Annotated in this window: 5 protein-coding genes; 3 read left to right on the forward strand and 2 right to left on the reverse strand. The window is 71.7% G+C overall.

Annotated features, from left to right (window positions below; all coding sequences use genetic code 11):
- Positions 1-861: glycerol-3-phosphate dehydrogenase/oxidase (locus tag VFL99_RS07050; protein WP_325105628.1), on the forward strand; the 861-nt coding region annotated here is incomplete at its 5' end.
- 173 nt (positions 862-1034) lie between these two features.
- Here the strand turns inward: VFL99_RS07050 and VFL99_RS07055 are convergent.
- A complete protein-coding gene (locus VFL99_RS07055; protein WP_325105629.1) occupies positions 1035-2063 on the reverse strand; it encodes a hypothetical protein in 1029 nt (342 codons plus the stop codon).
- A gap of 124 nt (positions 2064-2187) precedes the next feature.
- On the opposite strand from VFL99_RS07055, the gene VFL99_RS07060 reads away from it, so the two are divergent.
- The gene (locus VFL99_RS07060; RefSeq protein ID WP_325105630.1) at positions 2188-2709 is read left to right on the forward strand and encodes a peptidylprolyl isomerase; all 522 of its coding nucleotides are present in this window, start codon (positions 2188-2190) and stop codon (positions 2707-2709) included.
- Positions 2710-2865: 156 nt separating this feature from the next.
- Positions 2866-3759: a rhomboid family intramembrane serine protease gene (locus VFL99_RS07065; protein WP_325105631.1), complete on the forward strand. Its 894-nt coding sequence runs from the start codon at positions 2866-2868 to the stop codon at positions 3757-3759.
- Between the two features lie 329 nt (positions 3760-4088).
- On the opposite strand, the gene VFL99_RS07070 is transcribed toward VFL99_RS07065, so the two are convergent.
- Positions 4089-4223 carry a cell division protein CrgA gene (locus tag VFL99_RS07070; protein ID WP_325105632.1) on the reverse strand — a complete coding sequence of 45 codons (135 nt, stop codon included), beginning with the start codon at positions 4221-4223 and terminating at the stop codon, positions 4089-4091.

The following is a 4223-nucleotide window of genomic DNA, read 5'->3' on the forward strand; positions in this document are numbered from 1 at the left end:
TGGGGCCGGCACTGGATCATCGGGACCACCGACACCGACTGGACCCTGGGCAAGGCCCACCCGGCGGCCAGCCAGCGGGACATCGACTACCTGCTGCGGCACGTCAACGCCGTCCTGTCGACCCCGCTGACCCGGGCCGACGTCGAGGGCGTCTACGCCGGACTGCGGCCGCTGCTGGCCGGGGAGTCCGAGGCCACGAGCAAGCTCTCCCGCGAACACGCCGTCAGCCACACCGTCCCGGGACTGGTGGTGGTCGCGGGAGGCAAGTACACGACATACCGGATCATGGCCAAGGACGCGATCGACGAGGCGGCGCACGGGCTGTCCGCGGCCGCGGGGCGGCGGGTGCCGCGCTGCTGCACCGACGACGTCCCGCTGCTGGGGGCCGATGGCTACGAGGCGCTGTGGAACCAGCGGGCCCTCCTCGCCGACCGCAGCGGCCTGCACCAGGCGCGGATCGAGCACCTGCTGCGCCGCTACGGCTCCCTCGTCACCGAGGTGCTCGACCTCGTGGCCAAGGACCCCTCGCTGGGTGAGCCGCTCGACGGCGCGGGCGACTACCTGCGCGCCGAGGTCGTCTACGCCACCTCCCACGAGGGCGCCCGCCACCTCGACGACGTGCTCACCCGGCGCACCCGGATCTCGATCGAGACCTTCGACCGGGGCACCCGGTCTGCGTCGGTGGTGGCCGAGCTCATGGGGACCGTGCTGGGGTGGGGAGCCGAGCAGCGCGAACGCGAGGTGCGGCACTACCTCGCCCGGGTCGAGGCCGAGCGGCAGAGCCAGCAGATGCCCGACGACGAGACCGCCGACGCCGCCCGCATGGGGGCGCCCGACGTCGTGCCGGTCACCCCGGCCTGACCCCCGGACCTGCCCGGCACGCGAATCTCGGGACTTTCCCGCCGTTCTCGGGACGCCCCGAGCGCAAAGTCACGAGATGTGGTGCAGCCCTGACAGGTCTTTGGGACGTTCCCGCTGCCACAACAGCGGAAACGTCCCAAAGACTTGCGGGGGGAGGGGTGGCTCAGGGGTGGTCAGTTCTCCCCGTTGCGGTTGCGGTGCCGCGTGACGTCGTTCTCGTCGAAGTCGCGCTCGGCGTCGACGTCGTCGGCCGTGACGTTCTCGTCGGGCGTCTCCTTGGCCAGGGCGTCGACGTCCACGTCGCGGATGTCCTGCGCACCGGCCGTCGGGATCGTGCCCGTCGGGTCAGTGGCCGTGGTGTCGGCGCCGCCCACGGTGTTCGTGCCGAGCGGCTCGGTGCCGTTGCCCGGCGCCCCGTCGAGCTCGGTGGCGAGACCGCTGCCGGCGGCCGTTCCCGCGGCCGTGCCGGTCGTGCTCGTGGTGACGCCCGAGGTGGTGCTGGTCGGCGGGACGTAGGGCTCGGCCGGCGGCGTCGCCCATGGGTCCTCGGCGCCCTGCGACTTCTTCAGGTATGCCGCCACCGCGGCTCCCGCGGCAGCCAGGACTCCCAGCACGATCAGCACGGTGCCGCCCTTGCCGCTGCGCTTCTTGCCGACGTTGCCGTCGCTGAGCACGGCCGCTGCGGCGCTGCTGCGGCGGGCGAGGTCACCCTTGCCCTCCGAGAGCTCGGCGAGCGCCTTCTGCACCTTGGGCAGCACCTCGTCGACGATCTTGTCGCGCGCGGTGTCCACCGCCGGGCCGACGGCGGCGACGGCCTGCTCCACCTTGGGGCCGGCCACCTCCAGCCCGTGCTCCAGCTGCGGCTTGCTCCACTCGTACGCGGCCTCGGCCCGGGGCTTGCCCCAGTCCTTGGCCGCCTTCGCCGCGGCCTCGGCGCGCGGCTTGGTCCACTCGTAGGCCGCCTCGGCGGCAGCCTCGGCCCGCGGCCTGCTCCACTCGTAGGCCGCCTCGGCCCGCGGCTTGCTCCACTCGTAGGCCGCCTCGGCTCGGGGCTTGCCCCACTCCACAGCCAGCGTGGCGCCTTCCGCCACGGCGGGGGCCACTCGCTCGCGGACCGAGTCCGTGACCGTGTGCCCGGCCTTCACGGCTTTCGCCTGGGCCTTCTTGTTCACCTTCTCGGCCTTGCTCCTGCGAGTGATCACTCGAGTCCTCCTGTCGCGTCGCCGGTCGGTTCCTGCCCATCCTGCCCTGCCGCACCCCCATCCGACCACCGGGCGCCGCAGGTGCGGGACGGGCGGGGCAGGGGTGCGTGCGAGGATGGCGCTCATGAACGTGACGCTGCACACCAACAAGGGCGACATCAACCTCACCCTGTTCCCCCATGATGCGCCGAAGACGGTGGACAACTTCGTCGGCCTCGCCAGCGGCGAGAAGGAGTACAAGGACGACGCCGGCCGGACGAACCCGCAGCCGTTCTACGACGGCCTCGTGTTCCACCGGATCATCCCGGGCTTCATGATCCAGGGCGGCTGCCCGCTCGGGCAGGGCATGGGCGGTCCGGGCTACACCTTCGATGACGAGATCAGCCCCGCGCGCGACTTCACCCAGCCCTACATGCTCGCGATGGCCAACGCCGGCAAGCGCGGCGGCAAGGGCACGAACGGCTCGCAGTTCTTCATCACCGTCGGCCCGACCACCTGGTTGCAGGGCAAGCACACGATCTTCGGTGAGGTCGCCGACGGCCCCAGCCGCGAGGTCGTCGACGCCATCGCGGGCGTGCCGACCGCCGCCCAGGACCGCCCGGTCGAGCCGGTCGTCATCGAGAAGGTCACCGTCACCCGCGACTGACACCGCCGCTGTCCGCGCCCATGGTGGGGTCGGCTCAGGAATCCCCACCATGGGCGGTTCGTTCCTCCCACAGCAGCAACCGCGGGAGGTCCCGCGGTCCCACCAGACCACGCCCGGCACCCCAGCCGGTCACCCTGACGAGGCGAGCCGACGACGATGAGTGAGCACCCGGCATACCAGGACCAGCAGGCACCGGTGTGCCCACGGCACCCGGACCGGGTGTCCTACGTGCGCTGCCAGCGCTGCGGCCGCCCGACGTGCCCGGAGTGCCAGCGGCCCGCTGCGGTCGGCGTGCAGTGCGTGGACTGCATCCGCGAGGCCAACCGGGGCGCCCGCGTCACCCGGACCACGCTCGGCGGGCGCGCCAGCCGCGACACGCGCCCGCTGGTCACCTACACGCTCATCGCGATCTGCGTGCTGGTCTGGCTCGGGCAGCTCGCCTCACCGATCGTCACGCGCGACCTGTGGTTCTCCCCGCTGCAGGGCAGCAGCGAGCCGTGGCGGTTCGTCACCGCCGCGTTCGTGCACGCGCCCGGCATCGGCAACATCTGGCACATCGGCTTCAACATGTACGCCCTGTGGATCCTCGGGCAGTATCTCGAGCCGCTGCTGGGGCGCGTCCGCTTCCTCGCGCTGTACCTCATCAGCGCCATCGGCGGGTCCGTGGGCTACCTGCTGTTCGCCCAGCCGCCGACGATCCAGAACCCGCAGACCGGCTGGGTCACGCCCACGGTCGGCGCCTCCGGTGCGGTGTTCGGGCTGTTCCTGGCGATGTTCGTCATCAACCGGCACCTCGGTCGCTCGAGCGCCGGGATCCTGGGGATCCTCGTGATCAACGCCGTGCTGGGGTTCATCGTGCCGGGTATCGCCTGGCAGGCCCACGTCGGCGGTGCCATCACCGGGCTGCTGTGTGGCGCGGTGATCGCCTGGACCTCGCCGCGGGCGCCCACGTGGCGACGGCAGCTGCAGGTGCCGCTGCTCGTGGCGGTCCTCGTGCTGGCCGGTGTGCTCGCCTGGCTGCGCTACGCCACCGTCACGCTGCCCTACTGACCGGCGGTCCTCCTCGACCCGGGACTGTTGCTGAGGGGTCCGTGCTCGGGGGAACCGCGTTCCGTCAGCAACAGTCGAGGCTCGGGGCCGCGTCCGGCGGCGCTCCCTGTGGACAACGGGCGCGTTCCCGTCCACACCCATCGGAGTTATCCACAGGTTGTCCCCAGTTTGGGGAAAACTACACAGGTGTCATTCCGTCATCCGGACAACCCGGCGCGGCCCGGCCACCAAGGTGGACGAGCACCAAGGGCGCAAGAACACGTGAGCGGCGGAAGCGGAAGCGCACGTGGGACGACGGGCTCGGTCCGGCTTCGTCCGGACGGAAGGCGTCAGCGCCAGCGGGTGGTCATCAGGAACCCGGCCAGCATCAGCGCGAAGCCGATCATCAGGTTCCAGTAGCCGAGCGCGCCGACCGGGAACGAGCCCTGGGTGATGTAGAAGGTCGCCACCCACAGCAGCCCCAC

The sequence above is a fragment of the Segeticoccus sp. genome (assembly GCF_035708005.1).

Excerpts from the sequence above, each read along its gene's own strand:
- VFL99_RS07060 (WP_325105630.1), top strand. The coding sequence starts at position 2,188 with ATGAACGTGACGCTGCACACCAACAAGGGCGACATCAACCTCACCCTG.
- VFL99_RS07065 (WP_325105631.1), top strand. The coding sequence starts at position 2,866 with ATGAGTGAGCACCCGGCATACCAGGACCAGCAGGCACCGGTGTGCCCA.